The sequence below is a fragment of the Enterobacter cloacae complex sp. CDL013 genome, assembly GCF_049238805.1.
GTDB classification, from domain to species: Bacteria; Pseudomonadota; Gammaproteobacteria; order Enterobacterales; family Enterobacteriaceae; genus Enterobacter; species Enterobacter hormaechei_C.
The window spans coordinates 260,671-279,190 of record NZ_JBMKGT010000001.1; the positions used below are offsets into that span (position 1 = coordinate 260,671).

Annotated in this window: 17 protein-coding genes; 10 read left to right on the forward strand and 7 right to left on the reverse strand. The window is 56.3% G+C overall.

The genetic code is table 11. The features are described 5' to 3' along the window. Positions 1–15 precede the first annotated feature (15 nt). The 4 genes from parC (at position 16) to ACOTXD_RS01275 (ending at position 6,953) form a co-directional block, all read left to right on the forward strand. Positions 16–2,274, forward strand: coding sequence for a DNA topoisomerase IV subunit A (parC, locus tag ACOTXD_RS01260; protein ID WP_047654211.1), 2,259 nt, complete (start codon positions 16–18; stop codon positions 2,272–2,274). Positions 2,275–2,436: 162 nt separating this feature from the next. Next, the gene (plsC, locus tag ACOTXD_RS01265) at positions 2,437–3,174 is read left to right on the forward strand and encodes a 1-acylglycerol-3-phosphate O-acyltransferase (RefSeq protein ID WP_047654209.1); all 738 of its coding nucleotides are present in this window, start codon (positions 2,437–2,439) and stop codon (positions 3,172–3,174) included. Positions 3,175–3,235: 61 nt separating this feature from the next. Continuing rightward, complete coding sequence (gene ftsP, locus ACOTXD_RS01270) at positions 3,236–4,648, forward strand: cell division protein FtsP (protein WP_017384056.1); 1,413 nt, start codon at positions 3,236–3,238, stop codon at positions 4,646–4,648. Positions 4,649–4,778: 130 nt separating this feature from the next. Next, positions 4,779–6,953 (forward strand): YgiQ family radical SAM protein, encoded by a 2,175-nt coding sequence (locus ACOTXD_RS01275; RefSeq protein WP_023323746.1) that lies wholly within the window; start codon positions 4,779–4,781, stop codon positions 6,951–6,953. 86 nt (positions 6,954–7,039) lie between these two features. Here ACOTXD_RS01275 and dkgA read toward each other — a convergent pair whose 3' ends face one another. Continuing rightward, complete coding sequence (gene dkgA / locus ACOTXD_RS01280; RefSeq protein ID WP_023314848.1) at positions 7,040–7,867, reverse strand: 2,5-didehydrogluconate reductase DkgA; 828 nt, start codon at positions 7,865–7,867, stop codon at positions 7,040–7,042. A 105-nt stretch (positions 7,868–7,972) separates the two neighbouring features. Continuing rightward, entirely contained in the window at positions 7,973–9,136 is a 1,164-nt protein-coding gene (gene yqhD, locus ACOTXD_RS01285) for an alcohol dehydrogenase (RefSeq protein WP_045342452.1), read from the reverse strand. Positions 9,137–9,331: 195 nt separating this feature from the next. On the opposite strand from yqhD, the gene ACOTXD_RS01290 reads away from it, so the two are divergent. Beyond that, on the forward strand, positions 9,332–10,231 hold the full coding sequence (locus ACOTXD_RS01290) for an AraC family transcriptional regulator (RefSeq protein WP_003862489.1): 900 nt from the start codon (positions 9,332–9,334) through the stop codon (positions 10,229–10,231). Between the two features lie 43 nt (positions 10,232–10,274). On the opposite strand, the gene yghB is transcribed toward ACOTXD_RS01290, so the two are convergent. Both yghB and metC read right to left on the reverse strand, forming a co-directional pair. Next, a complete protein-coding gene (yghB, locus tag ACOTXD_RS01295; protein ID WP_061856826.1) occupies positions 10,275–10,934 on the reverse strand; it encodes a DedA family general envelope maintenance protein YghB in 660 nt (219 codons plus the stop codon). 142 nt (positions 10,935–11,076) lie between these two features. Beyond that, on the reverse strand, positions 11,077–12,264 hold the full coding sequence (gene metC / locus ACOTXD_RS01300; RefSeq protein WP_003862484.1) for a cystathionine beta-lyase: 1,188 nt from the start codon (positions 12,262–12,264) through the stop codon (positions 11,077–11,079). Between the two features lie 251 nt (positions 12,265–12,515). Between metC and exbB the strand changes: the two genes are divergently transcribed. Further along, complete coding sequence (exbB, locus tag ACOTXD_RS01305; protein WP_003862482.1) at positions 12,516–13,247, forward strand: tol-pal system-associated acyl-CoA thioesterase; 732 nt, start codon at positions 12,516–12,518, stop codon at positions 13,245–13,247. Positions 13,248–13,251: 4 nt separating this feature from the next. Beyond that, positions 13,252–13,677: a TonB system transport protein ExbD gene (gene exbD, locus ACOTXD_RS01310; protein WP_001251472.1), complete on the forward strand. Its 426-nt coding sequence runs from the start codon at positions 13,252–13,254 to the stop codon at positions 13,675–13,677. An 80-nt stretch (positions 13,678–13,757) separates the two neighbouring features. Here exbD and ACOTXD_RS01315 read toward each other — a convergent pair whose 3' ends face one another. Together ACOTXD_RS01315 and ACOTXD_RS01320 are read right to left on the reverse strand one after the other, a co-directional pair. Next, positions 13,758–14,183, reverse strand: a complete 426-nt coding sequence (locus tag ACOTXD_RS01315) for a hypothetical protein (protein WP_003862479.1) — start codon at positions 14,181–14,183, stop codon at positions 13,758–13,760. Between the two features lies 1 nt (position 14,184). Next, the gene (locus tag ACOTXD_RS01320; protein WP_045342449.1) at positions 14,185–14,589 is read right to left on the reverse strand and encodes a hypothetical protein; all 405 of its coding nucleotides are present in this window, start codon (positions 14,587–14,589) and stop codon (positions 14,185–14,187) included. Positions 14,590–14,691: 102 nt separating this feature from the next. On the opposite strand from ACOTXD_RS01320, the gene ACOTXD_RS01325 reads away from it, so the two are divergent. Then, the gene (locus tag ACOTXD_RS01325; RefSeq protein ID WP_003862475.1) at positions 14,692–15,195 is read left to right on the forward strand and encodes an ESA_00282 family adhesion-associated protein; all 504 of its coding nucleotides are present in this window, start codon (positions 14,692–14,694) and stop codon (positions 15,193–15,195) included. Between the two features lie 43 nt (positions 15,196–15,238). After that, complete coding sequence (locus ACOTXD_RS01330) at positions 15,239–15,727, forward strand: TIGR00645 family protein (RefSeq protein WP_003862473.1); 489 nt, start codon at positions 15,239–15,241, stop codon at positions 15,725–15,727. Positions 15,728–15,785: 58 nt separating this feature from the next. On the opposite strand, the gene ACOTXD_RS01335 is transcribed toward ACOTXD_RS01330, so the two are convergent. After that, positions 15,786–16,826, reverse strand: coding sequence for an aldo/keto reductase (locus tag ACOTXD_RS01335; protein ID WP_032610129.1), 1,041 nt, complete (start codon positions 16,824–16,826; stop codon positions 15,786–15,788). 152 nt (positions 16,827–16,978) lie between these two features. On the opposite strand from ACOTXD_RS01335, the gene ACOTXD_RS01340 reads away from it, so the two are divergent. After that, positions 16,979–18,520, forward strand: a complete 1,542-nt coding sequence (locus ACOTXD_RS01340) for a methyl-accepting chemotaxis protein (protein ID WP_061856827.1) — start codon at positions 16,979–16,981, stop codon at positions 18,518–18,520.

Sequence of the window (18,520 nt, forward strand, 5' to 3'; positions counted from 1 at the left end):
GAGGAATCACACGTAATGAGCGATATGGCAGAGCGCCTCGCGCTACATGAATTCACGGAAAATGCCTACCTGAACTACTCCATGTACGTCATCATGGACAGGGCGTTGCCGTTTATCGGGGATGGCCTGAAGCCCGTTCAGCGCCGCATCGTCTATGCGATGTCCGAACTGGGGCTGAACGCTACCGCCAAGTTCAAGAAATCCGCCCGTACCGTCGGCGACGTGCTGGGTAAATACCATCCGCACGGCGACAGCGCCTGCTATGAAGCGATGGTGCTGATGGCCCAGCCGTTCTCTTATCGCTATCCGCTGGTGGATGGCCAGGGGAACTGGGGGGCGCCGGACGATCCGAAATCCTTCGCGGCAATGCGTTATACCGAATCTCGCCTGTCTAAATATGCCGAAGTGCTGTTGGGCGAGCTGGGGCAGGGCACGGTCGACTGGGTGCCAAACTTCGACGGTACGATGCAGGAGCCGAAAATGCTGCCTGCGCGTCTGCCGAACATCCTGCTAAACGGCACGACCGGTATCGCCGTGGGCATGGCGACGGACATTCCGCCGCACAACCTGCGTGAAGTGGCAAAAGCGGCCATCACCCTGATTGAGCAGCCAAAAACCTCGCTGGACGATTTGCTGGATATCGTGCAGGGGCCGGACTATCCGACCGAAGCCGAGATCATCACCTCGCGTGCGGAAATCCGCAAAATCTACCAGAACGGCCGCGGCTCCGTGCGCATGCGCGCGGTGTGGAATAAAGAGGATGGTGCCGTGGTGATCACCGCGCTGCCGCACCAGGTGTCGGGTGCCAAAGTGCTGGAACAGATCGCCACCCAGATGCGCAATAAAAAGCTGCCGATGGTGGACGACCTGCGTGATGAATCGGACCACGAAAACCCGACCCGTCTGGTGATTGTGCCGCGTTCTAACCGCGTGGATATGGAGCAGGTGATGAACCACCTGTTCGCCACTACCGATCTGGAAAAAAGCTACCGCATCAACCTGAACATGATTGGTCTGGACGGTCGTCCGGCGGTGAAAAACCTGCTGGAGATCCTTACCGAATGGCTGGCCTTCCGCCGCGATACGGTGCGCCGTCGTCTGAACCATCGCCTGGAAAAAGTGCTTAAGCGCCTGCATATCCTCGAAGGTTTGCTGGTGGCGTTCCTCAACATTGACGAAGTGATCGAGATCATTCGTACCGAGGACGAACCTAAGCCTGCCCTGATGTCGCGCTTTGGCATCAGCGAAACCCAGGCCGAAGCGATCCTCGAACTGAAATTGCGCCATCTCGCCAGACTGGAAGAGATGAAGATCCGCGGCGAGCAGAACGAGCTGGAAAAAGAGCGCGATCAGCTTCAGGCGATTCTGGCGTCCGAGCGCAAGATGAACACTCTGCTGAAGAAAGAGTTGCAGGCCGATGCCGACGCCTTTGGCGACGACCGTCGTTCTCCGCTGCACGAGCGCGAAGAGGCGAAGGCGATGAACGAGCACGACATGCTGCCGTCCGAGCCGGTAACCATCGTGCTTTCCCAGAGCGGCTGGGTGCGTAGCGCCAAAGGCCACGATATCGACGCGCCGGGTCTGAGCTACAAATCCGGTGACAGCTTCAAGGCGGCGGTGAAGGGCAAGAGTAACCAGCCGGTGGCGTTTATCGACTCCACGGGCCGCAGCTACGCCATTGACCCGATCACGCTGCCGTCTGCGCGCGGCCAGGGCGAACCGCTAACCGGTAAGCTGACGCTGCCGCCGGGTGCCACGGTTGAGCATATGCTGATGGAAGCCGACGATCAAAAACTGCTGATGGCGTCTGATGCGGGCTACGGCTTTATCTGTACCTTCAACGATCTGGTGTCGCGTAACCGTGCCGGTAAAGCGCTGATTAGCCTGCCGGATAACGCACACGTCATGCCGCCGCTGATCATCGAGAACGAAAGCGACATGCTGCTGGCGATCACCGCTGCCGGACGTATGCTGATGTTCCCGGTCAGCGATTTGCCGGAGCTGTCGAAAGGCAAGGGCAACAAGATCATCAGTATCCCGTCAGCGGAAGCGGCAAAAGGCGAAGATAGCCTCGCGCATCTCTTCCTGCTGCCGCCGCAGAGCACGCTGACCATTCATGTCGGCAAGCGTAAAATCAAACTGCGTCCGGAAGAGTTGCAGAAGGTGGTGGGTGAGCGCGGACGTCGCGGCTCACTGATGCGCGGTCTCCAGCGAATCGACCGCGTGGAGATTGACTCGCCGGCGCGCAGCAAAGCGGACGATAGCGAAGAGTAACCTGTTTCATCCCCCTCTTTCCGGAGGGGGAATTACCATAAAATTTCCCGTAAAAACGTTGTTAATTCGTGCGTTGCGATTAACAATACGCGCTCGTAATAAAGTCCTTACCTGGCCACAGGTGAAGTATAATTGTCAGCTGTCAGGGCTTCAGAGGTCGCTATGCTATACATTATTCGTCTCATTCTTACCGTTATTTATTGCATTCTGGTCTGTATTTTCGGATCGATTTATTGCCTGTTCAGCCCGCGTAACCCAAAGCATGTCGCGACGTTTGGCCACATGTTTGGTCGTCTTGCGCCGCTGTTTGGCCTGAAAGTTGAAAAGCGTCTGCCTGAAGGGGCGGAGAATTTCGGTAACGCCATCTATATCGCTAACCATCAGAACAACTACGATATGGTGACGGCCTCAAATATTGTTCTTCCGCCGACCGTAACCGTGGGCAAAAAAAGCCTGCTGTGGATCCCCTTTTTCGGCCAGCTGTACTGGCTCACCGGTAACTTGCTGATTGACCGCAACAACCGCGCCAAAGCGCATGGCACCATTGCGGAAGTGGTGGATCAGTTTAAAAAGCGCCGGATTTCCATCTGGATGTTCCCGGAAGGGACGCGCAGCCGTGGTCGCGGCCTGCTGCCGTTCAAGACCGGCGCGTTTCATGCTGCAATTGCGGCTGGCGTTCCAATTATTCCCGTGTGTGTTTCCAATACATCGAATAAGATTAATCTTAACCGTCTGAATAACGGACTGGTCATTGTCGAAATGCTGCCGCCGGTAGATACCTCTAAATACGGTAAAGACCAGGTGCGCGAGCTGGCCACGCACTGCCGCGAGCTGATGGCTCAGCATATTGCGCAGCTCGATAAAGAAGTTGCAGAGCGAGAAGCCGCCGGTAAGATTTAACCCGGTGTCGTGTAAGGGAAAACGAATTCCCGCGTTGTTAGTCGTTTCAGATGGAGCTTATATGTCACTCAGTCGGCGTCAGTTTATTCAGGCTTCGGGTATCGCCCTTTGTGCGGGTGCGATGCCGCGGACAGCCAGCGCCGCCGGGCAGCAACAGCCGCTGCCTATTCCGCCGTTGATTGAATCCCGTCGCGGGCAGCCGCTATTCCTCACGCTTCAGCGTAGCCACTGGTCCTTTACCCAGGGAACGCGCGCGCAGGTATGGGGCATTAACGGACGCTACCTCGGGCCGACCATTCGCGTGTGGAATGGCGATGACGTTAAGCTCATCTACAGTAACCGTACGACGGAAAATGTCGCGATGACCGTCAGTGGTTTGCAGGTGCCGGGGCCGCTGATTGGCGGCGCGGCACGCATGATGTCGCCGAATGCCGACTGGGCGCCCGTCCTCCCGATTCGTCAGAGCGCGGCGACATTGTGGTATCACGCCAATACCCCGAACCGCACCGCCCAGCAGGTCTACAACGGCCTGGCCGGAATGTGGCTGATTGAAGATGAGGTCAGTAAAACGCTGCCGATCCCGAATCACTACGGCGTCGATGATTTCCCGATCATTATTCAGGATAAGCGACTGGATAACTTTGGTACCCCGGAGTACAGCGAGCCGGGCAGCGGTGGCTTTGTGGGCGATACGCTGCTGGTTAACGGCGCGCAAAGCCCGTATGTCGAAGTGTCTCGTGGCTGGGTGCGCCTGCGTCTGCTGAATGCCTCTAACTCGCGCCGCTACCAGTTGCAGATGAGCGACGGCCGCGCGCTGCACGTGATTTCAGGCGATCAGGGGTTATTACCTGCGCCGGTGTCAGTGAAGCAGCTGGCGCTGGCGCCAGGCGAACGTCGTGAAATCCTCGTGGATATGACCAACGGGGATGAAGTGTCCGTGACCTGCGGCGAAGCGGCAAGCATTGTTGACCGTATTCGCGGCTTCTTTGAACCGTCGAGCGTGCTGGTCTCCACGCTGGTGCTGACGCTGCGCCCGACCGGCCTGTTGCCGCTGGTGACCGACAGCCTGCCGATGCGCCTGCTGCCGCAGGAAATTGTGACCGGCCCGGCAGTACGCAGTCGCGATATCAGCCTTGGCGACGATCCGGGCATCAACGGCGCGCTGTGGGACGTAAACCGCATTGATATCACCGCCCAGCAGGGAACCTGGGAGCGCTGGACCGTCCGCTCGGAGATGCCGCAGTCGTTCCATATTGAAGGGGTGTCATTCCTGATCCGCAACGTCAACGGGGCGATGCCGTTCCCGGAAGACAGGGGCTGGAAAGATACCGTCTGGGTGGATGGCCAGGTCGAACTGCTCGTCTACTACGGCCAGCCTTCCTGGCCGCACTTCCCGTTCCTGTTCCACAGCCAGACCCTGGAGATGATGGACAGGGGATCGGTAGGGCAGATGCTGGTGAATCCGGCACCGTAAAACACTTTCTCCCTCTCCCTGTGGGAGAGGGTTGGGGTGAGGGCAACAGCCCGCACAATACCCCTTCATTTCCCCCGGTAAACCAGCGTATAATCCCGCTCCTTTTGTCTATTTTTTCTTCGGAAGCATTATGAGCGCTATTTCCCTGATCCAGCCGGATCGCGACCTCTTCTCCTGGCCCCAGTACTGGGCAGCCTGCTTTGGACCGGCGCCTTTCCTGCCGATGTCCCGTGAAGAGATGGACCAGCTGGGCTGGGACAGCTGCGATATTATTCTGGTGACGGGCGATGCGTATGTCGATCACCCGAGCTTTGGCATGGCGATCTGCGGCCGTATGCTTGAAGCCCAGGGCTTCCGCGTGGGGATCATCTCCCAGCCTGACTGGAACAGCAAAGACGACTTTATGCGTCTGGGCAAGCCTAACCTGTTCTTCGGCGTGACCGCGGGCAACATGGACTCGATGATCAACCGCTATACCGCCGACCGTAAGCTGCGCCATGACGACGCTTATACGGCTGACAACGTGGCGGGTAAACGTCCCGACCGCGCAACCCTCGTCTACACCCAGCGATGCAAAGAAGCATGGAAAGACGTGCCGGTGATCCTGGGCGGCATCGAAGCGAGCCTGCGCCGTACCGCACACTATGACTACTGGTCCGACACCGTGCGCCGTTCGGTGCTGGTGGATTCGAAAGCCGACATGCTGATCTTCGGTAACGGTGAGCGTCCGCTGGTAGAGGTGGCACACCGTCTGGCGCAGGGCGAAGCGGTCAGCGAGATCCGCGACGTGCGCAACACCGCGATCATGGTGAAAGAGGCGCTGCCGGGCTGGAGCGGGGTGGATTCCCGCATTATCGATATGCCGGGCAAAATCGATCCTATCCCGCATCCGTACGGTGACGATCTGCCGTGCGCGGATAACAAACCGGTTGAGCCGAAGAAAGCGGAAGCAAAAGCCGTGGTGGTGCAGCCGCCGCGTCCGAAGCCGTGGGAAAAAACCTATGTGCTGCTGCCGTCCTACGAAAAAGTAAAAAGCGATAAAGTACTCTACGCCCACGCGTCGCGCATCTTACACCATGAAACCAACCCCGGCTGCGCGCGAGCGCTGATGCAAAAGCACGGCGAGCGCTATATCTGGGTTAACCCGCCGGCGATCCCGCTCTCTACCGAAGAGATGGACAGCGTGTTTGCTCTGCCGTACAAGCGTGTACCGCATCCGTCATATGGCAGCAGCCGCATTCCGGCGTACGAGATGATTCGTTTCTCGATCAACATCATGCGCGGCTGCTTCGGCGGGTGCTCCTTCTGTTCGATCACCGAACACGAAGGCCGTATTATTCAGAGCCGTTCCGAAGAGTCGATTGTTAACGAGATCGAAGCCATTCGCGACACGGTGCCGGGCTTTACCGGTGTGATCTCCGATCTGGGTGGTCCAACGGCCAACATGTACATGCTGCGCTGTAAATCGCCGCGCGCCGAGCAGACCTGCCGTCGTCTCTCCTGCGTCTATCCGAGCATTTGCGAGCATATGGACACCAACCACGAGCCGACTATCAATCTTTACCGTCGCGCCCGTGACCTGAAAGGCATCAAGAAGATCCTGATCGCCTCCGGCGTGCGTTACGACATTGCGGTAGAAGATCCGCGCTACATCAAAGAGCTGGCGACGCACCACGTTGGCGGTTATCTGAAGATCGCCCCGGAGCACACCGAAGAAGGCCCGCTGTCCAAAATGATGAAGCCGGGCATGGGCAGCTATGACCGCTTTAAACAGCTGTTTGATACCTATTCAAAACAGGCGGGGAAAGAGCAGTATCTGATCCCATACTTCATCTCCGCACACCCCGGCACCCGTGATGAAGACATGGTGAACCTGGCGCTGTGGCTGAAGCAGCGTCGATTCCGTCTGGATCAGGTGCAGAACTTCTACCCGTCGCCGCTCGCCAACTCGACGACCATGTATTACACCGGCAAAAACCCGCTGAGTAAGATTGGTTATAAGAGCGAAGACGTGGTGGTGCCGAAAGGGGATAAACAGCGCCGTCTGCATAAAGCGCTGCTGCGCTATCACGATCCGAAAAACTGGCCGCTGATCCGTCAGGCGCTGGAAGAGATGGGGAAAAAGCACCTGATCGGCTCGCGTCGTGATTGCCTGGTGCCTGCGCCAACGCTGGAAGAGATGCGCGAAGCGCGCCGCCAGAACCGCAACACGCGCCCGGCGCTGACCAAACATACCCCGATTGCGCATCAGCGTTCGAATGGTGTTGCGGGAACGAAGAAGAACGTAAAACGTAAGACCGGTTAAACCTGTAACAATACCCGGTGGCGCTGCGCTTACCGGGTCTACAGGTCTAACCCTCTCCCCTCCGGGGAGAGGGCAGGGTGAGGGGATTACCCGCCAAACTGATCCGGGTCCGGCCCAAGCCGCTTGCCCTGATCCAGCTTCGCAATTTCACCCAGCTCGTCTTTATCCAGGCGGAAATCCCAGACGTCGAAGTTCTCGGCGATACGCGATGGCGTGACCGATTTCGGGATCACCACCAGACCGCTATCCAGATGCCAGCGAATGACGATCTGCGCCGGGGTTTTACCGTACTTATCCGCCAGTTCACGGATGATTTGCTGGTCAAACACCCCTTCGCCGCCCTGGGCCAGCGGGCTCCAGGATTCAGTCTGGATCTTGTGCGTGGCGTTCCATGAATGAAGCTGGCGCTGCTGCATCAGCGGGTGCAGCTCAATCTGGTTAATCACCGGCGCGACGCCCGTTTCATCAATCAGGCGTTGCAGATGATGAACCTGGAAATTACAGACGCCGATGCTTTTTATCAGCCCCTCTTTTTGCAGTTCAATCATCCCTTTCCAGGCATCAACGTAATGGTCGATAGCCGGTACCGGCCAGTGCATGAGATAAAGATCGACGAAATCGAGCTGGAGTTTCTCCAGACTCTCCTGCAACGCTTCGCGGGGACGCTTTTGATCGTCGTTCCACAGCTTGGTAGTGATGAAAAGCTCATCCCGGGGAACGCCGGCGCTGGCAAGCGCTTTTCCCACGCCGTCCTCGTTTTTATAGGCGGCGGCGGTATCGATGGACCGATAGCCGACTTCCAGGGCTTTATGAATGGCGGAGACGACCTCGTCGTTACCGGCTTTCCATACACCTAGCCCCAGCTGGGGCATCACGTTGCCGTCCTGTAGCTTGATTACGGTTTGGTTTGCCATTTTTCCTCCTTCAGGTGCTCATCGCCGGAGGGAACCTCCGACGATGTGATGTGCATTAAGTCTGGACGAAATGTCAAAAAACGAAAGTCAGGATCCTAAAAACGCTTAGCGTGCCGCTTCGTAAATACGACGGCTGACGTCAAGGGTGATGTCGCCATGCTCGCCGATCTGCGTCATACCGTGTGCTTCCAGTTTCGCCAGCAGGGCAGGGATGGAGCTGCCGTCCAGGCCGTAGCCAGAGAGACGCGTTGGCACGCTCAGGCTTTCAAAGAAGTGACGGGTGGCTTCAATCGCGGCATCGATACGCGCATCGTCGGAACCGTCGGTGATGTTCCACACGCGTTCGGCGTACTGGAGCAGTTTGGCGCGTTTAGCGTCACGTTTTTCGTTCCACAGCGCAGGCAGAACCACCGCCAGCGTCTGGGCGTGATCCAGGCCGTGCATCGCCGTCAGCTCGTGGCCGAGCATGTGGGTAGCCCAGTCTTGCGGCACGCCTGCGCCGATCAGGCCGTTCAGCGCCTGGGTGGCTGCCCACATCACGTTGGCACGCACGTCGTAGTTTTCAGGCTCTTTCAGCGCTTTCGGACCTTCTTCAATCAGCGTCAGCAGAATGCCTTCCGCGAAACGATCCTGAATTTTGGCGTTTACCGGGTAAGTAACGTACTGCTCAACGGTGTGAACAAAGGCGTCGACCACGCCGTTCGCCACCTGACGCGCAGGCAGGGTATAGGTGTAAACCGGATCGAGGATCGCGAACACGGGCTGAACGTGTTCGTTCATAAAGGCCTGCTTGTCACCGGTGGTTTTACGGGAGATGACCGCGCCTTTGTTGGACTCTGATCCGGTGGCCGGCAGCGTCAGCACGGAGCCCATCGGGATCGCACTGCTGATGTCGCTGCCGCCCGTTTCCAGAATATGCCACGGGTCGATGCCGTCAGCGTAATGGGCCGCCGCCGCGATGAATTTGGTGCCGTCCAGCACGGAACCGCCGCCCACCGCCAGCAGGAAGGTGATCTGCTCGTCGCGGGCGATTTTTACCGCGTTCATCAGCGTTTCATAAGACGGGTTAGGCTCGATACCGCCGAACTCGCGCACGTCCAGACCTTCCAGAGCGCTGTACACCTGATCCAGTACGCCGGTTTTTTTCACGCTGCCGCCGCCGTAGGTAATCAGGACGCGGGCGTCCGTCGGGATTTGCGCGCGCAGGTCAGCGATAGCGTTTTTACCAAACAGAATGCGGGTTGGGGTATGAAGATTAAAGTTGTTCATGGCTTGTTCCCTGTAGTGGGTAAAAAATCGTGGTGGCGCAGAAGGCAACCTGATGCTGCTCATTGTGGCGGGCAGGCGCTATCCTCTCAATGCACATTCCTGCCGATGTCTTGCCCATTTCTACAGCGCGCTGGAGAAACGGTAAGAAAATGCGCACACTGTCAGCGTCGGAAACCGTACCCGGAGTAACTGAAAATGAACCGTGATGCCATCTGCCGCCAGCTAACGTCGCAGATTAAAACACTGATTGATAACGGAAATGATTCGGCTGAGCTGTTGCCGGATATTCGATTGCTGTACGGTACCCAGCCCGGGACGCGCACCCCGGTGATGTATCAGCCCGGCATCGTGTTTCTCTTTTCTGGCCATAAGATTGGCTATATCAATGAGCGCGTGTTCCGTTACGACACCAATGAATATCTGCTTCTGACAGTACCTTTACCTTTCGAATGTGAAACTTTCGCGACAGAGGAGGTGCCGCTGGCCGGGATCCGCGTCAACGTCGACATCCTCCAGTTGCAGGAGCTGCTGATGGATATTGGGGAGGACGAACTTTTCCGGCCGTCGATGGCGGCAAGCGGTATCAACTCCGCGACCCTATCGGAGGAAATTCTCTGCGCGATTGAACGCCTGTTAGACGTGATGGAAAGGCCGCTGGATGCGCGTATTCTCGGAAAGCAGATTATCCGCGAAATTCTTTACCATGTGCTGCTCGGGCCGGGCGGCGGGGCGCTGCTGGCGCTGGTAAGCCGCCAGACGCACTTTAGCCTGATTAGCCGCGTGCTCAAGCGCATTGAGAGCCAGTACACGGAAAACCTCAGCGTTGACCAGCTGGCGGCGGAAGCCAATATGAGCGTCTCGGCGTTTCACCATAACTTTAAATCCGTCACCAGCACGTCGCCGTTGCAGTACCTCAAAACCTACCGTCTACATAAGGCGCGGATGCTGATGATCCACGATGGCATGAAGGCCAGCGCCGCGGCGATGCGGGTTGGGTATGAAAGCGCGTCGCAGTTTAGTCGGGAGTTTAAGCGCTACTTCGGCGTCACGCCGGGGGAAGATGCGTCGCGCATCAGAACGATGCAGGGCGCTTAGGCTTTTGATTCTCTCCCCGCGGGAAGAGAATCAGGATGGGGTATCAGGCGCTGCAATACTTCTTCTTAATCACCACCGTGATTGTGCCGACCAGGCCCGCAACCAGCAGGAAGATCGGCAGCACCATCAGGAACGTCATCACCTGGTCTTCATGGCGCTTAACAAACGGGATCATATTCAGCGCGTAGCCGAGCGTGGTGACCACGCCCACCCAGAGCAGAGCGCTCAGCCAGTTGAAGAACTGGAAGCGGCGGTTAGGGAGGCCTGAAATACCCGCCATGGTAGGCAACAGGGTGCGAACAAACGCCAGAAAACGCCCGGCAAGTAACGCCAGCAGGCCGTGGCGGTCAAACATGCAGGTGGCGCGCTGGTGATATTTATGCGGCAGCTGTGCCAGCCAGCCTTTCACCACGCGGGTGTTTCCAAGCCAGCGCCCTTGCAGGTAGCTCAGCCAACAGCCGAGACTGGCCGCAGAAGTGAGGATCACCATTGTCGGTGCGAAGTCCATCACGCCCTTGCCGATTAACGCCCCTGCGAGCAGGAGCAGGCTGTCGCCGGGTAAAAATGAGGCTGGCAGTAGTCCATTCTCCAGAAACAGCGTCGCGAACATCACGAAATAGACAATCCCGACGACATGCGGGTCCGCCAGCGCGGCAAAATCGTGTTGCCAGAGCGCCGTGATGATATTTTGAATAACAGCCATGGACTTTCCTGTGGAACAGCAGATATAACGCTATTGTACTCCCAATTTTGCCTGTCGGGGTTGATCGCAGGCGCATCTCATACAGACTTTTCTGCTTGCGGTGTTCAGAATTGCGTCCGGGGAGTACATTTCAGTCAGCACTTTACACGATGCGCTCAAATCCTGCCGATAAATCCGCAATTAAATCGTCCACATTTTCCAGCCCGATATGCAGGCGGATTAAGGTCCCTTCGAAGTCCACCTCGCCGCCCGGGCGCAGGGCCGCAATCTGCTCCGGCTGGTTGGGCAGGATCAGCGATTCAAACCCACCCCATGAATAGGCCATGCTGAAGAGGGTAAAGTTATCCAGATAGCTTGCCAGTTCGGCGTCATTCAGGCGCTTTTTAAGTACAAATGAGAACAACCCGCTGCTGCCCGTAAAGTCACGTTGCCAGTATTCATGGCCTTTGCTGCCCGGCAGCGCCGGATGGTTAACGCGCTCCACCTGCGGATGCAGCGCCAGCCACTGTGCAATTTGCAGGCTGCTTTCGTGATGCTGACGCAGACGCACGCCGAGCGTACGGATGCCCCGGCTGGTCATGTAGGCGGTATCGGCATCCACCATCTGGCCCATCAGGTAGGCGTTTTCACGCAATTGATCCCAGCAGCGGGCGTTAGATACCGCCGTACCGATCATGCCGTCGGAATGGCCAATCAGGTATTTGGTCGCCGCCTGAATGGAGATATCGATGTCAAATTCCAGGGCTTTAAACAGCACACCTGCCGCCCAGGTGTTGTCGATCATGATGATCGCTTCCGGCGCTATGCTGCGCACCGCCTTCACGATGGCCGGGACGTCATGCACTTCCATGGTGATGGAACCGGGAGATTCCAGGAACACAACGCGCGTGTTGGGCTGAATAAGCCCGGCAATACCGGCCCCAATCAGCGGATCGAACCAGCTGGTGGTGACGCCGAGCTTGCTGAGTATTTTGGTGCAGAAGTCCTGGCTTGGCTCGTAAGCGGTATTGGTCATCAGGACGTGGTCACCCTGTTCCACAAACGCCAGAATGGTATTGGCGACCGCCGCCGCGCCGCACGGGAACAGCGCGCAGCCCGCGCCGCCCTCCAGTTCGCACATGGCTTCCTGCAACGAGAAATGGGTTAACGTGCCACGACGACCGTAAAACAGCCCGCCCTTCGCGCGATTACGCGTAGCGATTTTTTTATCTTCAACGGTATCAAACACCAGCGAGGAGGCGCGCTGGATCACGCTGTTGACCGAGCCCTGCGTGTATTTCTTACTGCGTCCTGCCTGCACCAGCGTGGTCTCCAGCTGCTTTTTAGTCATGTTCGCTAACCCTATTTTTATACGTCTGGACGTCCAGACTACCACGATTGTCAGAATGTGCATCCGGATGCTTATCGAATAAGCAGAAAATATTATCAAAAATTCGCATAAGAAATTTTTACTGCGTAAGCGCAAGGAAAGTGAGCGAAAATTACGGCACTATGTAAATACTAATGAGAACTACTATCAATTCGACGACGTTTTGATATTATTACGTTCAGATTTTGTGATTTGCGTCCTGGAGATACAGAGTGGGTAATAATTTGATGCAGACGGATCTCTCCGTTTGGGGCATGTATCAACATGCTGACATCGTAGTTAAGATTGTGATGATCGGCCTGATTCTGGCGTCCGTGATCACCTGGGCTATCTTCTTCAGCAAGAGCGCCGAACTTCTTTCACAAAAACGCCGCCTCAAGCGTGAGCAGAAGCAGCTGGCGGAAGCCCGTTCTCTGGATCAGGCTTCTGATATCACCTCATCCTTCCATGCGAAAAGCCTGACTACCCTGTTAGTGAACGAAGCGCAGAACGAGCTGGAACTCTCCGCAGGCAGTGAAGATAACGAAGGCATTAAAGAGCGTACCGGCTTCCGTCTGGAGCGTCGCGTTGCGGCCGTGGGTCGTCATATGGGCCGCGGTAACGGCTACCTGGCGACTATCGGCGCTATCTCCCCGTTCGTCGGCCTGTTCGGTACCGTCTGGGGCATCATGAACAGCTTTATCGGTATCGCCCAGACGCAGACCACTAACCTTGCGGTCGTCGCGCCGGGTATCGCAGAAGCGCTGCTGGCAACGGCTATCGGTCTGGTTGCCGCTATCCCGGCGGTTGTTATCTATAACATCTTCGCGCGCATGATTGGCAGTTACAAAGCCACACTGGGTGACGTTGCCGCGCAGGTTCTGCTGCTGCAAAGCCGCGATCTGGACCTGAACGCCAGCGCCGTTAAACCGGTTCATGCGGCGTCCAAACTGCGCGTAGGTTGATTGTATGGCAATGCGTCTTAATGAAAATCTGGACGATAACGGTGAAATGCATGAGATCAACGTGACGCCGTTTATCGACGTCATGCTGGTTCTGCTGATTATCTTTATGGTTGCCGCACCGCTGGCGACGGTGGATGTGAAGGTGAATCTGCCTGCGTCCTCCAGCCAGCCGCAGCCGCGTCCGGAAAAGCCTATCTACCTGTCCGTGAAGGCCGATAAGTCCATGTTCCTGGGCAACGATCCGGTAACGGATGCCTCGGTTATTCCGGCGCTGGACCAGCTCACCGGCGGCAAGAAAGACACCACCGTCTTCTTCCGCGCGGATAAAACCGTCGATTATGAAACCATGATGAAGGTAATGGACACGCTGCATCAGGCGGGATACCTGAAGATTGGTCTGGTCGGCGAAGAGAAAGCGGCCGCGAAGTAAAACGAAGGCTCTTGCAGCCTTGCCTGCCGGGTGGCGGCGTCGCATTACCCGGCCTGCATTCCGCAACAATCATTGTTGTCTCACTCTGAAGGCGCCGTCGGCGCCTCTTCATCAAGCGCCACACAGGTCACGTTTGATGTACGGTAATTGCCTTCCGAGAGTTTACGGGTCAGGCGCAGGGTGGCTGTCTCGCGTGCCAGCAGGTACTGATAGTTCGCCTCCAGTCGCCCGAGGATCTTCTCTTTAAGCTCAGGACGCTGTTCAATAATGGCGTTCATCACCGCGCCGTAAATCTCCTCCTTGGCCTGCAAGGCGTAAATCTCCCGACGGTTCTGCCATTTCAGGCGTACCAGCGTGGCCGGAATCGAAACCAAATCCTGCGTAATTCGCGTCATCTCGTCATTTTTTATCTTTTTCAGGGCGTCGAGATTCTGCTTTAAGATAAATTCATCGCTTTTTTTATCATCTAAAGTCAAATAAACGTTATTACCGCTATCATCATTCACGTTAATCTTCCCCCAGGTTATAAAGAATGGGATTGTTTTTTTCACGCGTAATTAAATTAAGCCAAATTTCATTGCCGGCTTCATTTATTTGCTGCGTTTTCTCGACCATTATTTGACTTAGCGTCTGGGCGTCTATTTCCCCTTCGGCCTGTAAATCATTCAGCAGATGAACTAAGGCTTCAATCTTGATCGCGCGAAATAAACGCTCTTTTAAATGGCGATCGTGCTCTTCCAGCACCATATTACGGGATTTGCCAGTGCGTGTAACACCAATTAATATGTCGGCTTCATAGTCGGAGAGTTTTCTTTTTCCTTGAGTGAAATTCGCCTCTTTATCTGCTTCCGTCGAAGGCTGTTCCACAGGCGTAATGTGGTACTTTGCCGGGACAAGATTGTCGGGCAGCATTTTAATTTCCTTTAATTTCAAAAGGGTGGGGTTGGAAAAAGGGTGAGATTCGTTGACAATATCATGAGGCAATTTTAAAATCAAAAAAAATGGAGCCTACCCATGAACAGCATTTTCTTCACGGTCATAACGTTACTATTACTGACCGCTGGCGTGCTTTTATTGATGCAAGAGTTCAATAAAACGAAAGTGTCAAAAGACGTCAGTGAACCGCCGCAGCCTGAATTGATGTCGAAAGAGGAGGGGGAAGATCATTTCTCCGTATTGATGAACGCCGTGACACCGGTCTGGTACTGGCGAGTAAATCACGAATATATCGATTTCCTCCATGCGACAATTAAGCGAATGAAAATGGCCGAAATTAATGATACGCCCGGCCTGTTCGACGCGCAGCGCCGCTGTAGCGACCTTAATTCGGCGGTTTATAAATATTACGACAATATCAAAAAGCGCTGTCTGAATGGCGAGAAGGTGTCGTACTCCGATTTAGATGTATTAAATCTGCGCCAGTGTTTTCGTGAGTTTAGCCTGGAAGCCTACCCGGAACTGGTCGCGCTGGTCTGGCCGGAGTATGCGCGTCCGGATGTAGATCCCAACGAGGTATAGTTGAGATATACTCAGCGCTGGTTTCGTTTGCAGACAGGATTTTATGGAACGCTTCTTTGAAAACGCAATGTATGCCTCTCGCTGGCTGCTCGCACCCGTCTATTTTGGTCTCTCCCTGGCGCTGGTCGCCCTGACGATTAAGTTCTTTCAGGAGATATTCCACGTCCTGCCAAACATTTTCTCCGTGGCAGAAGCCGATTTGATTCTGGTTCTACTGTCGCTGGTAGATATGACGTTGGTGGGAGGATTACTGGTGATGGTGATGTTCTCCGGTTATGAGAATTTCGTCTCTCAGCTTGATATCGCCGAGCACAAAGAAAAGCTCAGCTGGCTGGGGAAAATGGACGCCTCATCGCTGAAGAATAAAGTCGCGGCGTCGATTGTTGCAATTTCGTCTATTCACCTGTTACGCGTCTTTATGGACGCGAAAAACGTCCCGGATAATAAGCTGATGTGGTATGTGATTATCCACCTGACGTTTGTGCTGTCGGCGTTTGTGATGGGGTATCTGGATAAGATCAGTAAGAAATAAATTCACCACGCCCCCTCTCCCTGTGGGAGAGGGGGCGTGGTAAGGGCAGCAGGCCGCACTATTTATCCGACGACGCCTGCCACAAATTCAGCTCACCATCCGCAACGTGCTGGTCAATCCGCATCAGTTCATCTTCGCTAAAGCGCAGGTTATTCAGCGCCTGAACGTTCTCTTCCAGCTGCTCCGGGCGGCTCGCGCCAATCAGTACCGACGTTACACGCTCATCTTTCAACAACCAGCTTAGCGCCATCTGCGCCATCGTCTGCCCGCGCGCGTGCGCCATCTCGTTCAGCAGACGAAGGCTGCTCAGGTTGGCTTCCGTCAGCATTTTCTCCGTCAGGCCGCGCACTTTTTTCCCTTCGCGCTGCATACGTGAACCGTCCGGAATGCCGTTCAGGTATTTTCCGGTGAGCAGGCCCTGTGCCAGCGGGGTAAAGGCGATACAGCCCGTTCCGTTTTTCTCCAGCGCGTCCAGCAGGCCGGTCTTGTCGACCCAGCGGTTAAGCAGGTTGTAAGACGGCTGGTGGATCAAAAGCGGGATCTTCCACTCGCGCAGCAATTTGGTCATCGCCGCCGTGCGTTCCGTGGAGTAAGACGAAATGCCGACATACAGCGCTTTTCCGCTCTGCACCGCGTGTGCCAGCGCGGCGGCGGTCTCTTCCATCGGCGTGTTTTCGTCTACGCGGTGAGAATAGAAAATATCCACATACTCCACACCCATGCGGTTCAGGCTCTGGTCGAGGCTGGCGAGCAGGTACTTACGTGAACCGCCCGAACCATACGGTCCTGGCCACATGTCGTAGCCCGCTTTGGTGGAGATGATCAGCTCGTCACGATAGCCGGCAAAATCCTCCCGCAGCAGGCGGCCAAAATTCTCTTCAGCGCTGCCCGGAGGGGGGCCGTAGTTGTTGGCAAGGTCAAAGTGGGTAATGCCGAGATCGAAGGCCTTACGCAGCAGCGCGCGCTGGGAATCGAGCGGCTGAACGTGACCGAAGCTGTGCCACAGGCCCAGCGACAGTGCCGGTAAGCGCAGGCCGCTTTTGCCGCAGTATCGGTACTGCATGTTTTCGTATCGGCCGGTGTAAGGGTGCCAGGACATGATGTCTCCTTTCTTGTCGGTGAATTTTCGAAACAACGTTTTCATTCTATGCCGACTCGATAATGAAAAAAGTATATTTTCTACAGTATCTGCCGATAACGAGGGGAGTACTCGCCTCTGGGCGAATTCACCCTCACGGCAAGGAATACTCAATGAAGATGCTTCGTAATTTCACCATCCGTTTCGTCATGCTGACGATACTGGGGATCTTTTGTGTCATGTGGGCAGGCGTGGGGCTTTACAGCACCTGGTCTCTGTCTCGTGTTTCTGATGGTAATGACGTTGACCGCCAGCTGGTCCGGCAAATGACGGTGCTGAGCCAGGGCAACGATCAGTATTTCCGTTTCGTCACCCGCCTGAGCCGGGCAATGGAAGTTAAAGCGGCGGGCGGCACGCCGGACCTGGCTCCTGCTCAGCAGGCGCTGGATAACATGAGTAAAAAGCTGGCAGAGATGAAAGCTATCTCCCCGGGCCCGATGGATGAAAAGGTGTCTGCGCAGGTGATTTCCACCTGGCAGGCGCTGCTCGATCAGGGCGTTACACCGCAGATGGCGCAGGCGAAGCAGGCGACGCTCGAAGGTTATCGTCAGCATGCCAACAACGTCACGCCGCCGCTAAGCCGTGCATTCGGGTCAGCGGCTGAGAACTTTAACAATACCGCGGCGAAGGCGCTCGACAGCACGCGCGTGGTGGTCGACGGCCTCACCAGCATGACCCGGACGGTAATTATCACCGCCACGATCGTGGGTCTGCTGATCCTGCTTTTCACCGACCGCTACCTGGTGGCGATACTGGTAAAACCGCTGGATCGTATCCGTCAGCAGTTCCGCCAGATTGCGCAGGGCGACCTCAGCCAGCCGATTGAATCTTTGGGCCGCAACTGCGTGGGGCAACTGGTACCGCTGCTGAGTGCAATGCAGGACAGCCTGCGGGAGGCGGTCAGCACGATTCGTTCCGGCAGCGAGAATATCTGGCGCGGGGCAACGGAGATCTCCAGCGGGAATAACGATCTTTCTTCGCGTACCGAAGAGCAGGCCGCCGCGCTGGAAGAGACCGCGGCCAGCATGGAGCAGCTTACCGCAACGGTGAAGCTGAACGCCGAAAGCGCGCGCCAGGCCAGCCAGCTTGCGGATGTCGCCTCCAGCACGGCCAGCCGCGGCGGGTCGCTGGTGGAAGATGTGGTTACGACCATGAGCGGCATTTCGGACAGCTCGAAAAAAATCGCTGAAATCACCACCGTTATCAACAGCATCGCTTTCCAGACTAATATTCTGGCGCTGAACGCCGCGGTGGAAGCCGCCCGGGCCGGGGAGCAGGGGCGAGGCTTTGCGGTCGTGGCGGGTGAGGTACGTAATCTGGCCAGCCGCAGCGCGAATGCGGCCAAAGAGATCGAAGGGCTGATTGCGGATTCCGTTGCCCGCGTGGAGCAGGGGGCGCAGCTGGTGAACGATACCGGCACCACGATGGAAGCAATCCTGCGCGACGTGACGGAAGTGACCGTCATTATGAAGCAGATCGCCACCGCGTCAGAGGAGCAGAGCAAAGGAATTTCTCAGGTCGGCGTTGCCATCACGCAGATGGACGGCGTGACCCAGCAGAACGCCTCGCTGGTGGAGCAGGTTTCCGCCGCCGCACTGGAACGGCAGACCGAAGAACTCCAGCGCTCAGTGCAGAAATTCCGTCTCACCGCGTAA